This is a genomic window from Deinococcus misasensis DSM 22328 (assembly GCF_000745915.1).
GTDB classification, from domain to species: domain Bacteria; phylum Deinococcota; class Deinococci; order Deinococcales; family Deinococcaceae; genus Deinococcus_C; species Deinococcus_C misasensis.
Genome location: NZ_JQKG01000006.1, coordinates 16,693 through 39,502 on the forward strand (window position 1 = coordinate 16,693; position 22,810 = coordinate 39,502).

Below are 22,810 nucleotides of genomic sequence, written 5' to 3' on the forward strand. Positions count from 1 at the left end.
GAGGGGTCCTCGGGTTAGGTTTGACTTCATCACTTTACCCCCTTTTTGGTGTCCAGACAAGTAAATTTCAGTGCGTCCCATAGGGGTAACAGCAGATGGGGCGTTGCATTGTGCACCAAACCGATGATGTCATCGTGGTTTTCTGCAAGACACCTTAAATTGCTATTGGGTGTGAAATATATTAAATTAGGGTATAAACTTCGTCGTTAAGTTCTGCATCATCGCGGAGGTAATTCGTGGAAACGTTACGCGTATCCGGCAAATCTAGACCCAATGCAGTTGCCGGGGCCATTGCTGCCTTATTGCGGACCAAGGGAGAGGTCGAAGTTCAGGCCATTGGTCCTGCTGCGGTCAACCAGGCGGTCAAGGCCATTGCAATTGCCCGAGGCTACATTCAACCGGAAAACCTTGATCTCACCACCCAGCCTTCGTTTGTCAAACTGGAATTGGAAGACGAAGAGCGCACAGCCGTTCGCTTTGCCATCACCGGGGTCAAAACCGCCTGAGCATCAACGGCATCTGATTCATTTCACCTTGTTTTGAGTGGGTTGCATCCATGGGTGCAACCCTGCTTTTGATGCTGAGCCAAGCATGTTGTGGCATGACATTTTGGCTTCGACCCAAAAGAACGCTCCTCTGGCCCCTGCTACAATGGAGTGCTGGAGGTTTTATGTCATCCGTTAACCCTGCGCGCCCACTGGCGGTGCGCGTCCTCAAACAGGTGCTGGATGGTGCTTATGCTGCGCCACTGCTGGACCAGACCTTGAATGCTCGCCTGAGCCCTTCTGATGCAGGCTTGCTCACCCATCTGGTTTATGGCACCTTGCGGCATGCACAGAGCCTTGAACGCCTGTTGCTGCCCCTCTTGAAAAAGAAACCCCACAAGGAGACCTGGGTGATTTTGTTGCTCGGGGCTTTTGAAAAACTGGTTCTGGAAACCCCCCACCATGCTGTGGTGAACGAATACACCGAGCTGGCCAAAAAGCACAGCCCCAAATTGGGTGGGCTGGTCAATGCTGTGTTGCGGAAAGTGGAAAAAACCGAAGACCTCAGCTACAGCATGCCTGAGTGGTTGCTGGAAGCTTATCAACAGGCTTATCCAGACCAGTGGCAGGACGTGGTTGCAGACCTCTTGAAGCCCAGCCCTTTGTGGCTCTGGCTTTCGGACAAAGGGGTGCGGCAACTGGAAGAAGAAGAGGCTCTGGTCGAGCCCGGCTTTGGACAGATTGACCGTGTGGTGCTGCAAAGCTCTTTGCGCAAAACCAAGGCGTTTCAAAAAGGGCAGGCCCAACCCATCAATCCAGCTTCGTACAGTGTGATTGAAGCCCTTGGAGAGGTGCAGAACAAAGCCGTTTTGGACCTTGCTGGCGGAACAGGAATCAAAGCTGCCTTTCTGGCCAAAAAAGGCGCAAAAGTCACCAGTGTGGATCTTGACCCCCGCAAAGCCGAGCAGGGCAAACAGAATGCCCAGAGGTTGGGCCAAAACATCACTTTTAAAACAGCCGATCTGAAGGTCGCACAGGATCTGGGAACCTACGCCAAAGTGTTGCTGGATGCCCCTTGCACAGGGTCAGGCACCATCCGCACCCACCCAGAAATCAAACTGCGGATCACTCCAGAGTACGCCCAGGAAATGGCTGCCCTTCAGAAGACCCTGCTGGACAACAGCAGCAAATTTGTCGCAGATGGGGGAGAACTGGTGTACAGCGTGTGCAGCGTGCTGCCTCTGGAAGCAGAGGAGGTCATCTCTGACTTCCTGTCCCGTCACCCCGGGTTTGAAGTGCAGGCTCCAGATTTGAGTGTGCCTGCAGTGAAGACCCTTCTGGGTACCCGCACAGTACCGCTCAATGGTGTGGATGGTTTTTTTGTTTCCCGTCTGGTTAAGGTAAAGTGATTTGCCATGAGTGAAGAGCACAACAACCCTCAATTGCTGGAAAACCTGACCATGCTGGGCCGCAAAGTCACCGACAGCGGCGGCAAATTGGAAGTGTTCCCGGCCCCCCAGAGCCAGAACCTCAAGGAAGTCACCTTATATACCGATGAAATTTATGCCCACTGTCCGGTGACAGGTCAGCCTGATTTTTACAGTTGCAAATTGACCTACTGGCCAGACCAGAGCTGTGTGGAAAGCAAAAGCGTCAAACTGTACTTTCAGGGCCTCAGGGATGCAGGCATCTTCTGTGAACACCTCTCAGACAAGATCGCCAGAGATTTCTTTGAAGCCCTTGCTCCCCACGCAGTGCGGGTTGAGTTGATTCAACGTCCCAGAGGCGGCATCAGCATCACAGCAGTCAGTGAACTGAAAAGGTAAAAATCCTTGCTTTTGAAGGGCCAGAATCCAAAGCAGATTCTGGCCCCTTGCCTTTGGTTTGCAACATCTGAAGCCATTCTGTGGAAGAGCTTTTCAAAGCCCCAAGAAAAACCCTGTGTTGTTCAAAGAACCTTCAAGTTGCAATGGCATACTGACACCACAACATGGAAGCCCTCACCCATGGGTGGGATTCCAGCGAAAGGAGAACGCATGAAAACCGATCACATGCACTCTGTCACTGCTGTTTTCAAAGAATGGGAGCAGGCCAAAAAGGCCATTGTTCAACTGGGCGATCAAGCTGTTCCTGCTGGATACGTGTCTCTGGTGGTGCCAGAGGTGAGACAAGCCGTGCTAAAGCAGCAAGGTTTTTTTGGCATTCCTGTAGGCGAAACCGTTGTCGCAGCTGGTGTGTTTGGAACAGGGCAATTTGCGGACCGTCTGCAACATGTGGAGGCGGAGAACCTTTCACAGGCTCTGGAAAAACTGTGTTACACCAGAGAAGAAGCAGGTTTCTACAGCCTGATGTTGCAGGATGCTGTACTGATGCTGGTGGTGATCGCTGACACCAGCATTCAGGTCTCAAGAACCCAGGACATTTTTCGCCAGCACGATGGAATCATTTACCACCGTGAAAAGGAACCAGAGGAAGAAAACCTGCCCAGACCCAGCCAGATGCTGTAAAAGGAATTTTCCTGTCGGGCAGGGTGATGGATGCCTCAGAAATGCCCAAGGCAGGCGGATGGATTGACATTTTGTACGGTTGGGTGCTAAACTCCCTGTTGCGCCGGAGTGGCGGAATTGGTAGACGCACTCGACTCAAAATCGAGCGGGAAACCGTAGGGGTTCGAGTCCCCTCCCCGGCACCAAAAATGGAGGAAGTCCATGGAGACTCTGGTTTACATTCTTTATGTTGTTGCTGCCATCGGTGTGGTGCTGTTTGTGCTGCTCCAGACCCCCAAGCAATCTGGTCTGTCCAGTGGCATGGGCGGAGGTTCTGACCTGTTCGGTGGCAAAGGCATGGAAGGTGGCCTGATCCGCATGACCAGCATTTTCGGAGGATTCTTTCTGGTCCTCGCTCTGGTTCTGAACTTCCTTTCGAAATAAACCCAACAGGTTTGCAATTCACCACCCGAAAGGGTGGTTTTTTGTTGGTTGATGCTTTTGATCTCCCCTTAAAAATTCGTCTAGATTGTTTTTCCAGAGGTCTGGGAGGAAACTTCTGGAGGTTGTTGCATCGGATGCAATTCGTGTTAAGATGTGCCCCGAAACGAGTTTGCCTGCTGTGTATACATTTCAGAAAATCCTGTTATGATGACTGGAAGTGCTGTTCAATCACCGCAAGCAGAAGTAGGAGGAATCATGGCTGCAACCAGCGACGTCTTGCTGGCTGTTAATAACCTCAAGACGTACTTTTTCACGGACGAAGGGGTCGTCAAGAGCGTGGACGGGGTAACCTTCCACATCAACAAGGGCGAAACTCTGGCGGTCGTCGGCGAGTCCGGATCGGGCAAGTCTGTCACCAGCCTTTCGATCATGCGACTCATTCAAAGTCCTCCCGGCAAAATTGTGGAAGGGGAGATCCTCTTCACCGGGAAGGACAAGCAACAAAAAGACATCACCAAGCTGGACGAAGCCACCATGCGCAAGATCCGTGGAAACGACATCTCCATGATCTTCCAGGAGCCCATGACCAGCCTGAACCCGGTGTACACCGTCGGGGACCAGATCGCCGAAGCCGTGATGTTGCACCAGAACAAATCCCGCAACGACGCCATGGAAGTGGCCGTTCAAATGCTGGAATTTGTGGGCATCCCTGCTGCCCGCAAGCGCGTCAATGAATACCCCCACCAGATGTCCGGGGGGATGCGTCAACGTGTGATGATCGCCATGGCCCTGAGCTGCAACCCTGCCCTTCTGATTGCCGACGAGCCCACCACCGCTCTGGACGTGACCATTCAGGCCCAGATTCTGGACCTGATGCGCAAACTGCAAAAAGAAATCGGCATGAGCATCCTGTTCATCACCCACAACCTGGGTGTGGTGGCCGAAATGGCCGACCGTGTGGTGGTCATGTACGGCGGACGGGTGGTTGAAGAAGGCGACGTGGTCGAAATCTTCAAAGCCCCCAAGCACCCCTACACCATGGGCCTCCTGAACTCCATTCCCCGAGTGGATTACCAATCCGAAGACACTGGCGTGAAGCGCAAGCTTGAAGCCATTCCCGGAAACGTGCCCAACCCCTTGAAACTGCCCCCCGGATGCGCTTTCGCTCCCCGCTGCAAATTCATGGTTGAAGACTGCAACAAGGCTGTACCTCCCCTCGAAGACACCGGGAACGGCCACATGTCCCGTTGCATCCGCTGGAGAGAACTATGACCCAACTCAGCAAAGACACCAACAACAACCAACCCCTGTTGGAAGTGAAAAACCTGCAGAAATACTTCCCCATCCGTGGAGGCATCTTCTCCAGAGTGGTGGCCAACGTCAAGGCTGTGGACGATGTGTCCTTCAGCCTGAAACGCGGAGAAGTGGTGGGTCTGGTGGGCGAGTCTGGCTCGGGCAAAACCACCGTCGGACGAAGCATTCTGCGCCTGATCGAACCCACTGCAGGTGAAGTGAAATTCGAAGGTGTGGATGTCACCAAACTGTCCAAAGGACAGATGCGTGAATACCGCAAGAAGATGCAGATCATCTTCCAGGACCCCTTTGCATCCCTCAACCCCCGCATGACTGTCGCCGACATCATCGGCGAGGCCCTGCAAATCCACGGCATCGGCACCCCGCAAGAGCGCACCGAACGGGTGGGCAACCTGCTCAAACGGGTGGGTCTGCTTCCCGAGCACATGCGCCGTTACCCCCACGAGTTTTCGGGCGGTCAGCGTCAGCGCATCGGAATTGCCCGGGCTCTGGCTGTGGATCCCAGCTTCATCGTGGCAGACGAGCCGGTTTCTGCTCTGGACGTTTCCATTCAGGCACAGGTGGTGAACCTGATTCAAGACCTGCAACAGGAAATGAACCTGACCGTGCTGTTCATTGCCCACGATCTGGCCGTGGTGGAATACATCTGTGACCGTGTGATCGTGATGTATCTCGGTCGAGTGATGGAAATTGCCACCAGCCGTGAACTTTACCAGAACCCCAAGCACCCTTACACCGAGGCCCTGCTTTCGGCTGCGCCCATTCCTGACCCCACCGTCAAGCGTGAACGCATCATTCTGGAAGGGGACATCCCGAGCCCCATCAACCCCCCCAGTGGTTGTGTGTTCCGCACCCGTTGCCGCTATGCCATCGCGGATTGTGCCACCAAAGTGCCCGAGCTCCGTGAAGTGACCCCCGGCCACTTCAAAGCCTGCATCCGCGACGACATCCTGTAAAATCCAGTGCATTTGAAGGGAGAGGCTTGCCTCTCCCTTTTCATGTGTTGGTCACCAGAAAAACAATGCTCTGGTACATGTTTTGCGAATATGCTTTGCAAATCCATATCATCGCAAGAGTTCACACAGTTCTTCAGGTGTGTTACAGGTACACTTTGGTTGTGATTCAGCAACACCTCGGAACCATCAATGGAATCCCGGTCACTGGCACCGTGCAGATGCTCGGGATGGAAGGCAGCATGAAATTCGTCGCTGGAGAAATCCGTCTTCCTGAAGGGGAAAAGCTGGAAGCATTGCGTCAGGCGTACTACTGGGTTTACAGTGGTCCCTGCACCGACATGAACCAGCACATCCGTCACATCCGGGTTCGCACCCGCCTGTCCCTTGTTCCCACCAACAACAACTGTCTGGTGTTCCACAGTCTGGAAGAAGCTGAAGCCCTTCCTGTGGTTCTCAACTGAACGCAAAAAACCAACCACCTCTGTTCACATCCCCAGAGACCTTGGGGATGTGAACTGTTTGATGGATGTTTATTCGGTCAAGCCTTAACAATCTTCATCTCTGCACCAGAAGCGCATGTGATGGTGATGTGTGTCAGATGAATCGGATACACTGCATGCAGCAGTGTGGGTGTCCCCACCCACCACAAAGGACCCTCCATGATTCCAGAGCAAATGACCTTGGGCCGGATTCCCGTGTCCCAGATGTTGCACGCCATTCCAGATCCTGCATGGCTGGCCACACCTGATGGCAGTGAGTGTGTCTACAATCAACACCTGATCCATGCTTTCGCTCTGGAAAACATCCAACCAGAGCAGCACAGCGATTTGTTGTGTCCAGAAGATCGACTTTGGGTTCTGGAGCACTGCAAGCATCGAATGGCCTTCAGAGAGACCTTTGAAATGCAGTTCCGTGTTCGCAGTCCTCAAGGGGAACATCTGCCTTACCAGATGCAGGTTTCTCCTGTAATGGTGGATGGGGAAGTGTTGGCATGGCTGGGAACCGTGCAGCCTGTGGACCAGCGTAAAGCTCTGCTGGAAGGGCTGATTGAGCATGTTCCGGTGGGTCTGGCTTTGTTGGATGAAAAATACCACATGCGGGTGGTCAATCCCCAGTTGGCCAAAGGAACCCGGTACACCTGTGCAGATTATCAAGATGCCCACTTGGGAAACCTCTTTCCAGAGACTTTCAAACAGGTCAAGCCCTTGATCGATCAGGTTTTTGAAAGTGGAAAGGTGATTCCTCTGGAATACCAGAGCCTTTATCCTTTGGAAGGTCAAGAAGCCCTTTACTGGCAAATCACCTATTTTCCGGTCTGGGCTCAGGATGGAAAGGTGCTCGGGGTGGGCAGTGCCACACAGGACATCACCTCACGCAAGAAAGCCGAGCAGAAATTGCAGGAAAGTCAGGAGTTTTTGCGTCGCATCACCGAAGTGGTGCCTGCGGTGATCAATGTGCGCGATTTGCAGACTGGCAAAACCTTGTTTTCCAACAACCACGCTGCAGCAATCGTTGGCCACACCCTGACCGAACTGGACGCCATGTCTGAAGCTGAAGTGGTTCAACTGTTTCCACCAGAAGATGTGCCTGCCTTGTACCACCATTACCAAACGGTGCCCAACCTGCAGGATGGCGAAGTGCTGGAAAGGGAATTCCGCATGCGTCACCGGGATGGCTCATGGCGCTGGATTTATGGCAAAACCACCATTTTTTCCAGAGATGCCTCGGGCCATGCCCTCACCTCCCTGAGTGCCAATGTGGACATCACCGAACGCAAAAACTTTGAACTGGCCCTCAAAGCCAGCGAGCAGCAACTGCTGCGCCTGATGGAAACCCAGAAACGTTTTGTTTCGGAAGCCTCCCATGAAATCAAAACCCCTTTGGCGGGGATTCAAGGGAACTTGGAAGTGCTGCTGCGCTACCCCCACATCCCAGAGGAAGAGAAACTGGAGATCCTGCAAGACTGCCACCGTGAGGCCACCCGACTGGGCCGATTGGTGGGAGACCTGCTCGGGATGGCCAGAGGCAACACCGACCTGCTCATGATTGAAGACGATGTGCGTCTGGATTTTCTCTTGCAGGATGCTTTCCGTGAGCTGGAGCGCACGCGTGGAGACCGCAACATGCAAATGGGTGCCATGGATGCCTGCAAGGTGCTTGGAGATCCGGACCGCCTGAAGCAGTTGGTGGTGATCCTCATCAGCAACGCCATCAAATACACCCCCGAGGGGGGCACCATCACCATTGACCTGAAGAACAACGGGACTCTGGTTGAGTTGCGCATTTCAGACACCGGGGTTGGCATTCCGTCTGAAGATCTGGAAAAGGTGTTCGAGCGTTTTTACCGTGCAGACACCACACAACATGGCATGCCTGATCCGGGCGGCTCAGGATTGGGACTGTCCATTGCCAGATGGATTGTGGAGGAACACAGGGGCAAGATCTGGCTGGAAAGCCAGCTTGGAGTGGGTACAACGGCAGTGGTCACCTTGCCGGTGCTGGCTTGACCGTACACTGGTCTAAAGCACCTCGGGGGAGGCACCACCATGACCAGCATTGCAGACCGCGTCCGTGACGAATTGCAGCATGTGCAAAACCACATTCAGGGCATGCGCCGCAAATACAACACCCTGACCACCATCAGCACCCTGGGTGGTTTTCTGGCAACAGCCATTGCCACTTACGCAGCCATCAAACAGGGGGCCATTGTGGGTGAAGGCAAAACAGGTTGGACCATCACCTGTGGGGCTGTCAGCCTGCTGACCTTGCTGTCCACACTGTGCACCACCATGGTTCAACAGTCTAGGCTCACGGAACGATTGACCACCGCAGAAGCCTGTGCTGGCCAACTCCGTGCAGTGGGAAAAGGCCTGAGAAACAACCGCCACACCGAAGATGAGGCCCGAGAAGAACTGCAAGACATTCAAGAACAGCACCCCCAGTTGCTTCGTCATGTGATTTGAGGTTGTGGGATTTGTATTTTTGGGGGTTGTCATGGAAATGTTTCTGGATTCTGAACACTGAATGAAGCCTTACCTTAATTCAACCTGAAGCTGTGTCTGTAATCAACTTCACGAAAGGACGGTAAGCTACTCTCATGAAAGCGAACATGATCAAACACACCACCCTGATTGCCCTTGGCCTGATGACTGCTGCACACGCCGCTGATTTGCGAATTTACCCCGGGTTCAGTGAAATCCGTGAAAACGTACAGGTGGGTGACAAATACAGCCTGACCCTTCCTCTGGAGCAATACGGCCTGATTCTTCCTGGCAGTCTGACCCTTGAAGGTGTGGATGTCCTGACCCAGACCAGCCAGCAAGTGCTGAACAGTCTGGAAGGTCAGAAGGTGCTGGTCAAAAAAGGCACTGAACTGGTCGAGGCCGAAGTTGTGCGGGCCAATGACCTGCTCCTCAAAGACCTCAAAACCGGACGTTACTTCTACGCCGATCCCAGAGACATCGAGTACCTGACCCTGCCAGAGCAGCCTGCCCTCCGTGTGGATTTCCTGCTTTCCAAAGGGGGCAACGCCACCCTCAGTTACCTGACGCAGGGCATCAGTTGGAGCCCCCGTTACAACCTGAACCTGTCTGACAATGGGCATACTTTCAATGCCTGGGCCGACATCCGCAACAACACCGGACGCAAAATCACCGTGGACCGCACCGAGCTGTTTGGTGGCGATGTGAACCTGCAACAGGATTACTACCCCCGTCCGATGGCAGCTCCTGTCACTGCAGGCATGATGGACAAAGCTGCAGCGAATGAAGTGATTGCTCAGGGTGAATCGGGTGGTCTGTACCGCTACGACCTCAGTCAGCCTTTCACGCTGGAAGTGGGAGGCACCTACACCCTGCCTTTCGTGAAGCCCCAGACCAAAGTGACTTCTTTTGTGTCTGCCACCAGTTACTTCTACCCCCAGAACACCGAAGGCAACCTGAGCCGCATGTACAAATTCACCAGCACCGAGTTCCTGCCCAGAGGCACCGTGACCGTGCGTGAAGATGGTCGCATTGTGGGTCAAGCCCAGATTCCCGACCTGACCGCCAACAAAGAAACCCAGTTGAACCTCGGGCAGGACGCCGATGTGAGCTTCAAACGCGAAGTCAAAACCGTGTCCCAGAGTGACAGCAAAGCGGTGTTCAATGTCACCCTCACCCTGAAGAACAACAAGAAACGTGCGGTGCAGGCCCAGTTCAAAGACATGCTGAACGGCAAGTTTGAGATCAAAGGCAACGTCAAGTCCACCACCGAAGGGGTGCTGGTGGAGCCCAAACTGAACGCTGGCGAGAAACGCACATACAGCTACACCATCACCCAGATCTACAAATAAGTCGGATCTCCATCAGAAATCCCAGAGCATTGCACTCTGGGATTTTTTGTTGTTTTGGGTGCGAATCTGTCTGAGGATGCATGTCCTTTCACTGGCAGGGGAACAGGTCATTTCTCTGGCTGAAATGGGTTATATTTTGTCTAGACTTATGGACAAATTGACGATGCAGCAGTGGCAGGAACTGGCACGCAAAGAACTGCGTGGCAACGACCCGGAAACCCTGACCCGAGAAACCCCGGAAGGTGTGCGGATCAAGCCCCTGTACGCTGAGCAGGATGTGCAGGATCTGGAGCACCTCGGGACCCTCCCCGGCCTTCCACCCTTCACGAGAGGGGTGCGGGCCACCATGTACACCCATCGCCCGTGGACCATCCGGCAGTATGCAGGGTTTTCGACAGCAGAAGACTCCAACCGCTTTTACCGTGAAAACCTGCGCATGGGTCAAAAAGGACTCTCGGTGGCCTTTGACCTTGCCACCCACCGGGGCTACGACTCTGACCATCCCAGAGTGACTGGAGATGTGGGCAAAGCAGGGGTGGCCATCGATTCCGTTGAGGACATGAAAATCCTCTTTGATGGCATTCCACTGGACCAGATGAGTGTCTCCATGACCATGAACGGGGCGGTGTTGCCGGTTCTGGCGGCTTTCATCGTGGCAGGAGAAGAACAGGGCGTCACACAAGACAGGCTCTCTGGAACCATCCAGAACGACATCCTCAAAGAGTTCATGGTGCGCAACACCTACATCTATCCGCCGGAATTCTCCATGCGGATTGTTTCAGACATCATCGAATACACCGCGCACCACATGCCCAAATTCAACAGCATTTCCATCTCGGGTTACCACATGCAGGAAGCCGGAGCGAACGCAGCTCTGGAACTGGCTTATACCCTTGCGGATGGTCTGGAATATGTGCGTGCAGCCCTACAAAAAGGACTGGACATTGATGCTTTTGCGCCACGCCTGAGTTTCTTTTTTGGGATCGGCATGAATTTTTACATGGAAGTGGCCAAACTGCGTGCAGCCCGCATGCTGTGGTCTGAACTCCTGCAACCTTTCCAGCCCAAGAACCCCCAGAGCATGGCCCTCAGGACCCACTGCCAGACCTCGGGTTGGAGTCTTACGGCGCTGGATCCGTACAACAACATCATCCGCACCACCATCGAAGCCATGGCTGCTGTGATGGGAGGCACCCAGTCCCTGCACACCAATGCCTTCGATGAAGCTCTGGGCCTGCCCACCGAATTCAGTGCCCGGATTGCCCGCAACACCCAGCTCATCATTCAGGATGAAACCGACATCACCCACACCGTGGATCCTTTTGGGGGCAGTTACTTCATGGAAAAACTGACCCACGACCTCGCAGAGGAGGCCAGAGGCATCCTGAGGGAAATCGAAGAGCTCGGGGGCATGACCCGAGCACTTGAAAAAGGCATTCCGAAACTTCGCATCGAAGAAAGTGCAGCCCGCAAACAGGCCCGCATTGACAGTGGTCAGGACGTGATTGTGGGGGTTAACAAGTACAAACTGGACAGCGAAACCCCTGTGGACGTCCTGCAAATCGACAACGTCAAAGTGCGTGAACAGCAGATCGCCCGCCTGAAAGATATCCGTGCCACCCGAGATGCCGCTCTGGTCAGTGATGCCTTGCAAAAACTGGAACAGGCTGGAATCTCTGGAGAAGGCAACTTGCTGGCCCTTGCAGTGGATGCCATGCGGGTCCGTGCCACTGTCGGGGAAGTCAGCACCGCTCTGGAACACGCCTTTGGACGTTACCGCGCCGAAGTGAGGGGCATGACGGGCGTGTATGCCCACCATTACGGAGACCAGAACCGCATTGCAGACCTGAGAAAACAGACGGAAACGTTCAAAGAGCGCACCGGGCGCAGACCCCGCATTCTGGTGGTGAAACTCGGGCAGGATGGGCATGATCGTGGAGCGAAAGTGATCGCCACTGGACTGGCCGATGTGGGCTTTGATGTGGACCTCGGGTCCCTGTTCCAGACCCCAGAGGAGGCTGCACGTCAGGCCATCGAAAACGATGTGCACGTGGTGGGGGTGTCCACGCAGGCCGCAGGTCACAAAACCCTTGTTCCTGCCCTGATTGAAGAACTGCACAAGCAAGGGGCCACAGACATCAAAGTGGTGGCTGGAGGGGTGATTCCACCGCAAGACCACCATTTCCTTTATGAAGCGGGCGTGTCTGCCATTTTCACACCGGGCACTGTGGTGATGGACGCTGCACAGGACCTGCTGAACCTGCTGCAAGATGTCCAGTCCTGAACTGCATCCTTTGCTGGGTGCCCTCCTGCAAGGCCAGAGGAGGGCACTGGCCAAAACCATCACCTTGCTGGAAAGCCAGAAAAAAGCACACCAGCAGGAGGCCAGAGTCCTGTTGCAGCACATCTTGCCCCACACGGGAAAGGCTTTTCGGCTCGGGATTTCGGGCACGCCGGGGGTGGGGAAGAGCACCTTCATTGAAAGTTTCGGCCTGCACCTGATTGAGCAGGGATTGAAGGTGGCAGTGCTGGCCGTGGACCCGAGTTCTGTCCTTTCAGGAGGGTCCATTTTGGCAGACAAGACCCGCATGGAACGGCTTTCAAGCCATCCCTCTGCATTCATCCGTCCCAGTCCGAGCGCAGGGGTTCTGGGAGGGGTGGCGTTGCACACCCGCGAAGTCATGCTGGCCTGTGATGCAGCGGGTTTTGATGTGATCCTGATTGAAACGGTGGGTGTGGGGCAATCTGAAACGGTGGTTTCGCGCCTCACCGACTGCTTTGTGTTGCTGACCTTGCCCAATGCAGGAGATGACCTGCAAGCCGTGAAACGGGGCATCATGGAAATGGTGGACCTGATCCTGATCAACAAAGCGGACCTGTTGCCAGAGCAAGCCAACCTGACACAGGCGCAACTTGAAGGGGCATTGAAGTTGCAGCAGTCCACAGCGAAAGTGATGCAGACCAGTGCCCTTCAAAACCACAACATTGCTCTGGTCTGGGAGCATCTGAAAGGGTTGCGTGAAGCCCACTTGCAGGACATCATTGCCAAGCGGCAAGCCCAGCAACAAAGCTGGTTTGAGGAACACCTGCACGCTCTGGTGTGGCAGCATTTTCAGGAGCAGATGGACCCTCTGCTGTATGCGTCCTTGCAGGAACAGGCCCGAACAGGCAAAATGGACCCGGTATCTGCCGCACACTTGCTTTTGGAGGACACCCATGGAGAAAAGCATCTTCCAGAGAATCATTGACCGTGAAATCCCCTCCCAGATCGTCTTTGAAGACGATAAATTCATTGCCATCAAAGACATTGCCCCCAAAGCCCCCGTGCACCTGCTGGTCATCCCCAAGCAGTTCTCTGCCCGTCTGGATGCCATTCAAGACGCACAGCACATGGGCGAATTGTTCCTGACCGCCAACACGGTGGCCAGACAGTTTCTGGAGGATTACCGTCTGGTGGTCAATGTCGGTGCTGGAGGCGGACAGGTGGTGTTCCACACCCACATCCACATCATGGGGGGCTGGGACGAACGCTCTGAAGCCGATCACCTGACCGAAGCTGCCCAATGAAGCCAACCTTTTGCACGGACCTGCCCTCGGGCAGGTTTTTTTGAGGAGAAAACATGGAACCTGTACTGGTCATTCACGGCATTGGGAACCGCAACAAAGCAGGTTTTGAACAGGAAGTGCAACAGCTTCAGAAAGATTTTGAGCAATTCACAGGCCAGAGGAAATTTCAATTTTTGCCCGTGTTCTGGGGGGATCTGGCTGCCCGCACCGATGACCTTGATGCCTGCATGCCAGCGTTGGAACCCATGCCCACTTTGCAGATCCCTGAAATCCAACTGGATCAAGCCAACCTTGGACCCTTGATGCAGGCCGTGAACAGGTTGCCTGCCTTGTTCGCTGCTCCCATCAAAGCGCAACTTGAAACGGCACTCAATCAGGCAGCAGGTGAGGTGCTGAGGTCTTACATGGCGCAGCAGTACCAGACCCTGAGGGTTGAGAACCGACACATGGTCACCACCTCTCTGGGAGACATCATGGTGTACCAGCGAAACCAGAGCATCATTCAGGCCCGGATCTGGGAGGTGCTCAAAGCTTTTGATGTCCAGCAGATCGGGTATGGAACCTCGCGCAAAAAAGTGCATGTGGTGGCCCATTCTCTGGGAGGGGTGATTGCGTTAGACACCATCATCCGCAAGAAAAGTCCCCTGTGTGCCAAATCGCTGACCACCTTTGGCAGCCAGTTTGCTTACTTTCACCTGACCGATCCGAGAACATCCATTCCTGCATATCAGGGCCGTCCGATTCCCATGCCTGCCACCCTTTACCGCTGGATCAATTTGTGGGAACCTCTGGACCCCTTGTCTTTTGTGGCTTCCAAGATGTTTGTGCTGTCAGATGGGACAGGGGTGGAAGATGTGCAGGTCAAACCTCAAGGCGGATTCACAGAACTGTTGCAGGGATATTATTACACCCATGGCATTTACTGGAAAACGCCAGAGTTGCTGCTGGCACTCAAGAAAAACCTCTTGGGTTGAAAACACAAAAAACACCGGAGTTTTGCTCCGGTGTTTTTGAACTTTAAGATTTACTGAGCAGCTTGAGCGGTTTTGTTCAAGCGCTTGGCCAGACGGCTCTTTTTGCGAGCAGCGGCTTTCTTGTGCAGGGTGCTGCCTTTGGCGGCTTTGTCGATCAGGCTCTCGGCAAAACGGTGGAGTTCCACGGCGTTTTCGGCTCCGCTCACAGCAGCATCAACAGCTTTTTTGCTGAAGGTTTTGATGGCGCTCTTTTTGGAGCGGTTGTTCTGGCGGCGCTTGAGGCTCTGGCGGTGACGCTTCTGGGCAGATGGGTGACGTAAAGGCATGTGGTGCTCTCTTTCTCCCGAGCTGGTGTCGGGGCGGTTTCCTGCAGGTCAACTCTGGAAACCGAAGCGCTGAAGGGCTTTGCCCCACTGCGCGCACCCGCGTTGATGGGTGCACCTGTGCACTCGAAAATACACAAGCCTTTAAATGGTAGCTCAACATGCGTTTTTTTTCAAGCTCTGGTGGAAAGGAGGTCAGGGTAGACGCAAAGTCGCTGTTCGGGCGATGCAAACAGAAAGAGCCGTCAGCCCTCAGCGTTCAGCCGTCAGCCAGAAGGAAAGTCTTCTTCCAGTCAGTTGAGCTTGCCAAACCTGATGGAGCTTGGCCTTTGGGTCTTGCTGCTCTCGAAAGAAAAAGCCTCTGGATCCGCTTTTCACTGAGCACTGATGGCTGACTGCTGACCGCTTTCTCAGTCGGCCTGCCAAACTTCAGACTTTGCGTTCACCCTGGGAAGGAGGGAGGCAGTCTTCAGACTGGAAAACTTCCAGTCTGCGTGGTGATCCGGTTCCATTTGCCTTGAGAGACCAATTGTGGAGCCTGATAGCCTTTTTTGCTCATGGCGTTTGGTAACGCCTGCACAGGGTTGTTTTGATGTTGGTCTTGGGATTTTGATGTTGGTCTTGGGATTGTGATGCTGCAACGGTTTTTTTCATGGAATCCTCCTGAATGTGTGATCTCAAGCGTAAAAGTGCAAATGAAGCGAGAATCCTGCAATTGTTACTGAAGTATAAATCATTAAGATTGCTCATGATGCAACAATAATCACCGTAAATTCGAAATAAAATGAGAAAAATAAAAATCAAATGTGGGAAACCTGTAATCTGCTGCAGGTTATCATGAAGCAAATCGGATGATCTGATGCAGATCATCGACGCGTTCTCCAAAAACCCACCAGAGATCTTTGATGTGCCCTGCCCCACTCTGGATCCCCACAAGGAGTGTCCGTTGAAACACCTCTGGACCTTCGCTGCTGCCGTGCTGGTGGTGGCTTGCAATGCTCCTGCTGCCCTGCCGCAGGAAAAAACTGAAAAGACCCACCCCACCCTTCTGCCTGCCCATCTGGTGGAATTTGAATTCCAGCAATTGAACACCCCGCAGCCCACCAGCACAGTCAAGATGTTGACCTCGGGTGTGTCCAAGCAGAATTTGCGTGTGGTGGATTCAGGGTTGGTTTTTCAAGCCCTCTCCAACAGCACTTTTACAGTGCGCAGAACCGGCATCCGTTACCTGAATGCCGCATATCGGGTCACCAACAACACTGGACGCACCCTGCACAACCTGACTTTTGTGGGGGTCAATCTGGATGATCTGGATGGCAACCCTTCCAACAACACCACCCAGCCCACCCCATCAGACACCATTTTCCGCAGTGTGAAATTCTATGACGGAACAGATGCCAGTTCAAAAGCACATGTGCTGGTCCCCGGTCCCCTCTATGAATACGATTACCAGAACGACGCCCCGAGACCTGTGTCAGAAGGTGCCCGGTTCAGAGACGGACTGGATGTGGAATTTTTCTTTCCTGAGGCTCCAACAGGTCTCTCTCTGGAGCCCAAACCTCTGGGCTGGACTCTGGATGGAGAATTTTACCCCGGCCAGAGCAAAATCCTGACTTTTTCGGTGAAGTTTCCAATGGCAGCCACTCCAGCACAGGATCCGTTCAGCTTTTCGGTGATTGCGTCTTATGCAGAAGATCTGGACCTCCCAGAGCCATACAACATTCAGGTGACCCATCCTGCTGGAACTTTGCTGTCTTCCAGTCAGAAGGCCCTGTTTGAATCTGCAGCCCGCAGGTGGGAGGGGGTGATTCAGGCAGGCTTGCAGGACTTCACCGATTTTGATGTGGGTGGAGGTCGCATCCTGAATGTGGATGACCTGGAGATCTCCGTAAGTGCCGTCAACATGGATGGGGTGGGAGGGATTCTGGGCCGTGCAGGACCAGAGTATGTGCGTCCAAGGACCGAGCTTCCCATCACAGGCATCATGCAATTTGATGTTGCAGACCTTGCCCAGATGGAGGCCTCTGGAACCCTTGAAAACGTGATCCTGCATGAAATGGGCCATGTGCTGGGCATCGGAACCCTTTACAAATGGGATGAACTGCTCTCGCACAACGGTGGGTTGGATTGTTTGCAGGCCACCTCAGTGGTGTTTGGTGGGGCACAGGCCATGCAGCAACATGCAGCACTGGGGGGCTCTGGACCGGTGCCCGTGGAAGACCAGTATGGCGCAGGAACCCAATGTGGCCACTGGCAAGAAGCCCGTTTTGACCATGAACTGATGACTGGCTTTGTGGAAAATGGGCCGATGCCCCTCAGCACACTGACGGTTGGGGCCTTGCAGGACCTTGGGTATCAGGTGAATTTGAACGCTGCGGATGCCTACACCCTTCCATCCCTGATCAAGCAAGGCATGGATGTGCATGGAATGGAGATCAAAGAAGAGTTCTTGCGTCCCAAACCTCTGCCAGTTCAGTGAAAAAGCAAAAGGAAGCCCACTTCTGGTGGGTTTCTCTGGTTTTGCTCGAAACGATTCAAAATGGGTCTGGTGAAAGGCTCCACTAAGCATGAAAGCGCTTTCCAAGGTCGACCCTGGGGTGTTAGGCTGACCCGGTGACGACGGCTCCCACTTCTTCCAAATCCGGTTTGACCGCCCAACTGACCCAGTTGGCCTGGCCCCTCATGCTCTCCAACCTTGCCTACTCCATGATCGGGGTGACCGACACCCTGTTCATGGGAAGGCTCGGAGAAGTGGAGGTGGGGGCTGTGGGTCTGGGCTGGATGTACGCTTTCACCCTGACCTTGCTGTTCCGCAGTTACACCAACTCGGTGACCACTTTTGTGGCCCGAGCTTTTGGTGCAAACCAGCCTCAGGACATGCGCAAATGGTACGGGGTGTACTTCACGCTCACCTTGCTTCTGGCGGTGTTCATCATGCTGGCCGGACAACCCTTGCTCAACCTGATTGTGCAAGCCTCCAATCCCGATCCAGAGCTGGCCAAAGCCCTGCTGACCTATGCACGGATTCGCCTCTGGGAAACGCCTTTTGCCTTGCTGGTGATTTTGAACGTCGGATATTTTCTGGGCGTGGGAAACAGCCGTGTCCCCCTGATGTTGAGCTGGTTCACGGTGCTCCTCAATGCCGGTCTGGCCTATGTGTTCATCTTCCATTTTGGCTGGGGTGTGGCTGGAGCAGGGTGGGGGGCTTTCATTGCCGTGGTGGTGCAGTGCTTGATCAGTTTTGCCTTGATTTTTCATTTGCATGGAAGGATGCGTCCCCTCTGGCCCAGTTGGAAAGACACCTTGCGCACCTTCAAACTGGGGATTCCGATGGGTCTGGCAGACCTGTCTGAAGTGGCCGGCTTTGCGGTGTTCATGACCATCATTTCCAGACTTGGGACCCTTGAACTGGCGGCCTCGCAGATTGCCAACCAGATGGCCAGTTTCGGGTTCATGCCTGCATTTGCACTTTCAGCCGCCACAGGCAGTCTGGTTTCCCGATACATGGGTGAAAAGAACGTGCCCACGGCGCAGAAAGTCGGCTGGAGGGGCACCATCTTGGGCGGAAGTTTCATGACCCTGGTGGCTCTGGCTTTCATTTTTGTGCCGGTGCCTCTGGTGAAACTGTTCACCTCGGATCCAGAGTTGATCGCCCTGTGTGTCACCATCATGCGGGTGATGGCGCTCTATCAGGTGGTGGACGGCATTGCCATCATTCTGGGTGGGGCGCTCTCTGGGGCAGGGGACACCCGATTCCGCATGATGGTGACGGTGATCGGCTCGTGGACTTTGCTGGTTTTGCCTGCATACCTGCTCACCGAAAACGGGTATGGTGTACAGGGAGCCTGGACCGGAGCCCTGATTTACATTGCCTCAATTGCCCTGATTTACCTGTGGAGATTCTGGAGTGGACGGTGGAAAACCAAGACCCTGTAAAAAAACCCCTTGATCCTGAAGAAGAGATGGCCCGCCTCAAAGCGTATGCGTTTCGTGCTCTGGCCCAGAGGCAACTCAGCGAGCATGAACTCCGCACCCGCCTGAAAAAACGGGAAGCCACCCCCGAGCAGATGGACCTCCTGATTGACCTTCTCAAAGGATACGGTTACCTGAACGATCAGGAGGTGGCCCGATCTCTGGCCCGCAAGCGTGGGGTGGGACGGGGTTACATCCAGCAGAAACTGTATGAAAAAGGGGTCAAAGCCAGTGCCCGGACCCTCCGGGACGATGACACCGAGGAGCAGGAACTCCGGGACCTCATCGAGCGCAATTTGCCCAAATGGCAAAAGGATGGCGAGAAAGGTTTCCGTCGTGCGGTGGGTTTTCTGGTGCGTCGGGGCTTTGAATACGGTAAAGTGCTTACGCTTTTGAAAGGGCTTTTTCAGCTTGACATCGCTGATCTGGACGGGTAAACTACCCCTTGCCGTGGTCACGGGGCGTAGCGCAGCCTGGTAGCGCACTTCGTTCGGGACGAAGGGGTCGTGAGTTCGAATCTCGCCGCCCCGACCACCAACCCTCCAGAGTCGCTGGGGGGATTTTTTATAGGACACCCACATGCGAATTTTAGCGATTGCCGATCCCCACCTTTCCCGCCACACCCCCAAACCCATGACCATTTTTGGTCCGGGGTGGGCAGGTCATCCTGCGGTCTTTTTTGAGCGCTGGCGTGAAACGGTCTCGGATGACGATCTGGTCCTGATTCCCGGCGATATCTCTTGGGCCATGCACCTCAAGGACGCCTTGCTGGATTTGCAGGACATCGCTGCTTTGCCCGGAACCAAAGTGATTTCCAGAGGCAACCACGATTACTGGTGGCCGGCCATTTCCAAACTGCGTGCTTCATTGCCCCCCCGGATGCATGCTTTGCAGAACGATGCCATCCGTTTTGGCGACACCGTGATTTGCGGAACCCGTGGTTGGGTCACCCCCGGCACCGAAGGCTTCAAACCCGAGGATGAAAAAATTTACCTTCGTGAAGTGGAGCGCTTGCGCCTGACGCTGGAAGCTGCCCGCAAACTGGAAGGCCAGAAAACCTTGGTGATGTTCCATTATCCCCTCACCAATGCGGCATTTGAACCCAACGGTTTCACCCGACTGATTGAGGAATACCGTCCAGATGGGGTCCTTTATGGTCATTTGCATGGGGTCAATCAGGAAAAATTGATCAAGCACTGGTGTGGGATTCCCTTGCATTTTGTGGCTGCGGATGCCTTGAAGTTCGTGCCTAAAATCTTGCTGGAAGATTGAGAGCTTTTCCATCCTCAAGTCCAATGCTGGGTTTGAGTTGGCAGTGTTGAGCAAGGGGTGCGGTTTATGGATGCTCAATGGACGAAAGCAAACAGTTCTGGGTGTGTTTTTCGCTGAAAGCGGATTGCTGATGGCTTTTGCAGTTGACCTGCCAACAATGCGGACTTTGTGCTGGCATGGGTCCTGTGATGAAATCACCTTGCTTTTTGCAACAGGGTTGGGTACATTGAAAAAGATCATTTTGGTAGCGCTTCCATCTGGAATTGGTGTTCTCAGATGGAACTTCTCATTTGGTGACCCGATTCTGGTGGACCTCATCGCTGAAAACCTCCAGAGACCATCAAAAGCCTTGCAGTTTTGTGTGCAAAAGAAAGTTACGGTATGCCATGATGGAACCTCAAACCCACCACCTTGAACTTGCACATCCAGAGCGCCATGACCTCTTGGATGTCTCAATCAAAGCCCAGATGGCCTTTCTGGACAGCCTCAACCACCTGACGGTGGGATTCAACCATGCCCCAGCATCCTGTCCTCCAGCAGTGTTTCAAGTTTTGCTGGAGGGCAACCCTCTGGATCTGGCCACCACCACCCTCAAAGGCACTTCGGTGCAGGTGCATTTCTTGCACAAACTGGACCCTGAAGATGTGTCCAGAAACCTGCAACTGAAAGTCAATGGAACCACCCTGAGGGTGTATGCGAGAGATGTCCTGAACCTGCCCGAGTTCACCTGTCTGGATCCTCTGGGCATCCAGTACACCCCTGAACAAACCGGTTTTCGGGTCTGGACCCCTGTGGCCAGTAAAGTCGAAGTGCTGTTGTTTTCAGGGGCTCAGGACCCTGTGCCCGAACAGGTTCTGGAACTGACCAGAGGCCAACATGGGGTCTGGTCAGGACACCAGATGGGCGATTGGAACGGTAAATTCTACCAGTTTCGCGTCATAAGGTACGGGCAAACCGTCATCACAGTGGATCCTTACTCCATTGCTGCCAGCGACCATCAGGACGATGAACCTCTGGAGTTTGCCAAATCGGTCATTGTGGATTTGACAGCCACCCATCCAGAGGGTTGGGACACCGACCCTCAACCCACTTTTGCATCCAGCACCGATGTCTCGGTTTACGAGGTGCATGTGCGGGATTTCACGGTGCATGAATCATCGGGGGTGGATCCAGAGAAACGCGGAAAATACCTCGGTATGGTGCAACCCGGCACCCGGGTGCCCGGAACCGACCTGCACACAGGCTTGGACCACCTGAAGAAGCTCGGGGTGAATGCCGTGCAGCTTTTGCCTGTGTACGATTTTCACCACGAGACCAGAGGTGCTTACAACTGGGGTTATGACCCTTACCTGTACAACGTCCCGGAGGCCCAGTACTCCACCCAGCCAGAGGACCCCACCACCACCATCAAAGAGTTCAAGCTCATGGTCAAGGGTCTGCATGAGGCTGGGCTCGGGGTGATCATGGATGTGGTGTACAACCACACCCGCCACACCGGAGAGCGTTCTCCATTTGATCAACTGGTGCCTTTTTATTATTACCGCACTTCAGACAATGGGCATTACCTCAATGACACCGGCGTGGGGAACGTGCTGGCCGTGGAGCGCCCCATGGTGCGCCAATTTGTGATCGACTCCCTGAAGCACTGGGTCAGGGAATACCACATTCAGGGTTTCCGGTTTGACTTGATGGGCACCTTCACCCACGCTGCCGTACAGGAGATCACCGATCAACTGACCGCTTTCAAACCCGACATCGTGATGTATGGCGAACCGTGGACTGGAGGAGGTCCCATCCATTTCGCCAAAGGGGCACAGAAAGGCATGCGTCAGGGGGTTTTCAATGACGATTTCCGTGACCGGATTGCCGGACATGTGTTCAGTGTGCATTCCACCGGATTCATTCAGGGGGATTTTCACAATGCAGGCGGCATTCTGCAGGGCCTTCAGGGAAGCATCCACAGTTTTGCCCAACAGCCCACAGAAAGCACCAACTATGCTTCCAGTCACGACAACTATGTGCTCTGGGACCGCCTGAAACACGGTGCCGCAAGCCACCACAGTGAGGCTGTTCGCAAAGACATGCAAAAAATGGCTGCTGCTCTGGTCTTTCTGGCGCAGGGACTGGCCTTCATGACCGGAGGCGAAGAACTGGCCCGCACCAAACAGGGCCACGAGAACTCCTACAATGCCGGAGACGGGATCAACGCCTTTGATTGGACGCGCCTGAAGCGTTTTTCAGACCTGACCGATTACTTCAGCAGCCTCATTCGGTTGCGGGCACAACACCCAGTGTTCCGTTTGCCCACCCGAGATGCCATCCAGAGGGCTTTCCAACCTCTGGACACGGACACCCGACACGGACTGGTGGGTTTTGTTTTGGACGTTCCCAACCTGCCCAACGAAACTTGGCGTCAGACGGTGGTGCTGTTCAATGGCAGTGGCCATGCACAGGAAGCCCACCTGCCCGAGGGCACGTTCCATGTGCACGTCAGGGGAGAGGAATTCAGCGATGCCCCTCTGGAAACGGTTTCCGGATCGGTGAAGGTGCCTGCAAGGTCCACGCTGATTGCTGCCAGTGCAACCTGAGGATCACACCAGCCATGTGGGTCATGTTTGCCGGGGCTTGCCCCGGTTTTTCATGCACATTTGAGGACCAGATTGCATTTTTTCTACAGGTTAAAT

At 54.2% G+C, this 22,810-nt stretch carries 22 protein-coding genes and 2 tRNA genes; 23 read left to right on the forward strand and 1 reads right to left on the reverse strand.

The genetic code is table 11. The annotated features are described in order from the left end of the window. Nucleotides 1-236 precede the first annotated feature (236 nt). The 16 genes from Q371_RS06210 (at nucleotide 237) to Q371_RS06285 (ending at nucleotide 14,559) form a co-directional block, all read left to right on the forward strand. Nucleotides 237-506 carry a stage V sporulation protein S gene (locus Q371_RS06210; RefSeq protein WP_034337686.1) on the forward strand — a complete coding sequence of 90 codons (270 nt, stop codon included), beginning with the start codon at nucleotides 237-239 and terminating at the stop codon, nucleotides 504-506. Between the two features lie 164 nt (nucleotides 507-670). Next, a complete protein-coding gene (locus tag Q371_RS06215) occupies nucleotides 671-1,894 on the forward strand; it encodes a transcription antitermination factor NusB (protein ID WP_034337689.1) in 1,224 nt (407 codons plus the stop codon). 6 nt (nucleotides 1,895-1,900) lie between these two features. After that, nucleotides 1,901-2,311 carry a preQ(1) synthase gene (gene queF, locus Q371_RS06220; protein ID WP_084571270.1) on the forward strand — a complete coding sequence of 137 codons (411 nt, stop codon included), beginning with the start codon at nucleotides 1,901-1,903 and terminating at the stop codon, nucleotides 2,309-2,311. Between the two features lie 210 nt (nucleotides 2,312-2,521). After that, nucleotides 2,522-2,992, forward strand: coding sequence for a hypothetical protein (locus tag Q371_RS06225; protein WP_157442560.1), 471 nt, complete (start codon nucleotides 2,522-2,524; stop codon nucleotides 2,990-2,992). A 102-nt stretch (nucleotides 2,993-3,094) separates the two neighbouring features. Continuing rightward, nucleotides 3,095-3,177, forward strand: a tRNA-Leu gene (locus Q371_RS06230). A gap of 16 nt (nucleotides 3,178-3,193) precedes the next feature. Further along, nucleotides 3,194-3,415, forward strand: coding sequence for a preprotein translocase subunit SecG (secG, locus tag Q371_RS06235; RefSeq protein WP_034337695.1), 222 nt, complete (start codon nucleotides 3,194-3,196; stop codon nucleotides 3,413-3,415). Between the two features lie 255 nt (nucleotides 3,416-3,670). Continuing rightward, nucleotides 3,671-4,687, forward strand: a complete 1,017-nt coding sequence (locus Q371_RS06240; RefSeq protein WP_034337698.1) for an ABC transporter ATP-binding protein — start codon at nucleotides 3,671-3,673, stop codon at nucleotides 4,685-4,687. Beyond that, nucleotides 4,684-5,685 (forward strand): ABC transporter ATP-binding protein, encoded by a 1,002-nt coding sequence (locus tag Q371_RS06245; protein WP_034337701.1) that lies wholly within the window; start codon nucleotides 4,684-4,686, stop codon nucleotides 5,683-5,685. Before Q371_RS06240 ends, Q371_RS06245 begins: the two co-directional genes overlap by 4 nt. Before the next feature lie 161 nt (nucleotides 5,686-5,846). Further along, nucleotides 5,847-6,146, forward strand: a complete 300-nt coding sequence (locus Q371_RS06250; RefSeq protein WP_157442562.1) for a hypothetical protein — start codon at nucleotides 5,847-5,849, stop codon at nucleotides 6,144-6,146. A gap of 165 nt (nucleotides 6,147-6,311) precedes the next feature. After that, complete coding sequence (locus tag Q371_RS25430; protein WP_157442563.1) at nucleotides 6,312-8,192, forward strand: PAS domain-containing sensor histidine kinase; 1,881 nt, start codon at nucleotides 6,312-6,314, stop codon at nucleotides 8,190-8,192. A gap of 39 nt (nucleotides 8,193-8,231) precedes the next feature. After that, nucleotides 8,232-8,648 (forward strand): hypothetical protein, encoded by a 417-nt coding sequence (locus tag Q371_RS06260; protein ID WP_034337706.1) that lies wholly within the window; start codon nucleotides 8,232-8,234, stop codon nucleotides 8,646-8,648. A gap of 134 nt (nucleotides 8,649-8,782) precedes the next feature. Further along, on the forward strand, nucleotides 8,783-10,018 hold the full coding sequence (locus Q371_RS06265) for a hypothetical protein (protein ID WP_157442564.1): 1,236 nt from the start codon (nucleotides 8,783-8,785) through the stop codon (nucleotides 10,016-10,018). Between the two features lie 148 nt (nucleotides 10,019-10,166). Beyond that, nucleotides 10,167-12,302 (forward strand): methylmalonyl-CoA mutase, encoded by a 2,136-nt coding sequence (scpA, locus tag Q371_RS06270; RefSeq protein ID WP_034337710.1) that lies wholly within the window; start codon nucleotides 10,167-10,169, stop codon nucleotides 12,300-12,302. After that, a complete protein-coding gene (gene meaB, locus Q371_RS06275) occupies nucleotides 12,289-13,266 on the forward strand; it encodes a methylmalonyl Co-A mutase-associated GTPase MeaB (RefSeq protein WP_034337713.1) in 978 nt (325 codons plus the stop codon). The genes scpA and meaB overlap by 14 nt, the downstream gene beginning before the upstream one ends. Further along, a complete protein-coding gene (locus Q371_RS06280) occupies nucleotides 13,235-13,585 on the forward strand; it encodes a histidine triad nucleotide-binding protein (RefSeq protein WP_034337716.1) in 351 nt (116 codons plus the stop codon). The genes meaB and Q371_RS06280 overlap by 32 nt, the downstream gene beginning before the upstream one ends. 53 nt (nucleotides 13,586-13,638) lie before the next feature. Further along, the gene (locus Q371_RS06285; protein ID WP_034337719.1) at nucleotides 13,639-14,559 is read left to right on the forward strand and encodes a lipase family protein; all 921 of its coding nucleotides are present in this window, start codon (nucleotides 13,639-13,641) and stop codon (nucleotides 14,557-14,559) included. Between the two features lie 50 nt (nucleotides 14,560-14,609). Here Q371_RS06285 and rpsT read toward each other — a convergent pair whose 3' ends face one another. Beyond that, nucleotides 14,610-14,885, reverse strand: coding sequence for a 30S ribosomal protein S20 (gene rpsT, locus Q371_RS06290; protein WP_034337721.1), 276 nt, complete (start codon nucleotides 14,883-14,885; stop codon nucleotides 14,610-14,612). Nucleotides 14,886-15,741: 856 nt separating this feature from the next. Between rpsT and Q371_RS25435 the strand changes: the two genes are divergently transcribed. The 7 genes from Q371_RS25435 (at nucleotide 15,742) to pulA (ending at nucleotide 22,714) form a co-directional block, all read left to right on the forward strand. Then, on the forward strand, nucleotides 15,742-17,361 hold the full coding sequence (locus Q371_RS25435) for a leishmanolysin-related zinc metalloendopeptidase (RefSeq protein ID WP_051963466.1): 1,620 nt from the start codon (nucleotides 15,742-15,744) through the stop codon (nucleotides 17,359-17,361). 134 nt (nucleotides 17,362-17,495) lie between these two features. Continuing rightward, entirely contained in the window at nucleotides 17,496-18,818 is a 1,323-nt protein-coding gene (locus Q371_RS06300; RefSeq protein ID WP_034337723.1) for an MATE family efflux transporter, read from the forward strand. A 26-nt stretch (nucleotides 18,819-18,844) separates the two neighbouring features. Continuing rightward, complete coding sequence (locus Q371_RS06305; RefSeq protein WP_157442565.1) at nucleotides 18,845-19,291, forward strand: regulatory protein RecX; 447 nt, start codon at nucleotides 18,845-18,847, stop codon at nucleotides 19,289-19,291. A 20-nt stretch (nucleotides 19,292-19,311) separates the two neighbouring features. Then, a tRNA-Pro gene (locus tag Q371_RS06310) sits at nucleotides 19,312-19,388 on the forward strand. Between the two features lie 45 nt (nucleotides 19,389-19,433). After that, a complete protein-coding gene (locus tag Q371_RS06315; RefSeq protein ID WP_034337729.1) occupies nucleotides 19,434-20,126 on the forward strand; it encodes a metallophosphoesterase in 693 nt (230 codons plus the stop codon). A 70-nt stretch (nucleotides 20,127-20,196) separates the two neighbouring features. Then, entirely contained in the window at nucleotides 20,197-20,541 is a 345-nt protein-coding gene (locus tag Q371_RS26890; RefSeq protein ID WP_157442566.1) for a hypothetical protein, read from the forward strand. Next, entirely contained in the window at nucleotides 20,513-22,714 is a 2,202-nt protein-coding gene (gene pulA, locus Q371_RS06320) for a type I pullulanase (protein ID WP_051963469.1), read from the forward strand. The genes Q371_RS26890 and pulA overlap by 29 nt, the downstream gene beginning before the upstream one ends. Nucleotides 22,715-22,810: the final 96 nt, after the last annotated feature.